The sequence below is a fragment of the Desulfofundulus sp. genome (assembly GCF_049701015.1).
Lineage (GTDB): Bacteria > Bacillota > Desulfotomaculia > Desulfotomaculales > Desulfovirgulaceae > Desulfofundulus.
On record NZ_JBNATZ010000097.1, the window covers coordinates 1 to 325 of the forward strand.

At 60.6% G+C, this 325-nt stretch carries 1 protein-coding gene; it reads right to left on the reverse strand.

The genetic code is table 11. The features are described from left to right. A partial coding sequence (locus ACPLUI_RS07605) for an acyl-CoA dehydrogenase family protein (RefSeq protein WP_424659667.1) occupies positions 1–325 on the reverse strand: 325 nt, incomplete at both ends.

The window sequence follows — 325 nt, forward strand, 5'->3', positions numbered from 1 at the left end:
CTCCCTCACGACGGGCCCTGGTTCTGAACGAACCGGCATCGGAACCTGCATTGGGCTCGGTAAGCGCAAAGGCACAGATGTCATCCCCCGACGCAAGAGCGGGAAGGTACTTTTGCTTTTGCTCTTCAGTCCCGGCCAGCAGAATAGGCATCAAACCCAGCTCCTGGGCTGCGACAATCAATGAGGCGGAAGCAGAAACCCTGGCAATCTCCTCCACAATCAGGCACACCGCCGGCAGGCCCTGCCCGGTACCCCCGTATGCCTCCGGCACCCCGGCCCCCAACAGTCCCTGCCCGGCAAACAGTTCCTTTAAATCCCAGGGATA